The organism is Delftia sp. SD018 (assembly GCF_017355445.1).
In the GTDB taxonomy this organism is placed as follows: domain Bacteria; phylum Pseudomonadota; class Gammaproteobacteria; order Burkholderiales; family Burkholderiaceae_C; genus Comamonas; species Comamonas acidovorans.
This window is the reverse complement of record NZ_JADDRN010000073.1, coordinates 1-586: the sequence shown is the minus strand read 5'-3', so window position 1 is coordinate 586 and position 586 is coordinate 1. Positions and strand designations below refer to the sequence as shown.

General features: G+C 67.9%; 1 protein-coding gene. It reads left to right on the top strand.

The features are described from left to right. The coding region (locus INR38_RS28585; protein WP_242699238.1) for a phosphopantetheine-binding protein at positions 1-586 on the top strand (586 nt) is incomplete at both ends.

Genomic DNA, 586 nt, shown 5'->3' with positions numbered 1-586 from the left:
TTTCCGCATCGAGCTGGGCGAAGTGCAGGCCCAGCTGCTGGCGCAGCCGGAGGTGCGTGAGGCCGTCGTGCTGGCCAGCCAGGGGCCGGGCGGGGCGCGCCTGGTGGCCTATGTCTCGCTGAACGAGGAAGTCGAAGACGGGCTGCTCAAGGAGCGGCTGGGTCAGGGGCTGCCTGATTACATGGTGCCTTCGGCCATCGTGGTGCTCGATGCCCTGCCGTTGACGGCCAATGGCAAGGTGGACCGCAAGGCGCTGCCTGAACCGGAAATGGCAAGTACCCAGCAATACGAGGCGCCGCAGGGCGAACTGGAAGAGGCGCTGGCGCGCATCTGGGCCGAGGTGCTGGGCGTGGAGCGCGTGGGACGCCATGACAGCTTCTTCGAGCTGGGTGGTCATTCGTTGCTGGCCCTGAAGCTGCTCGAACGCATGCGCGCCAGGGGGCTGGCGGCCCAGGTGCGCAGCCTGTTCCTTCAGCCCAGGCTGACCGACTTTGCGCAGGCCCTCGGTGGCGAACAGGCCGATGCTCGACCCGAGGTGCAGGTGCCGCCCAACGGCATTCCCGAAGACTGCACGGCCATCACCCCG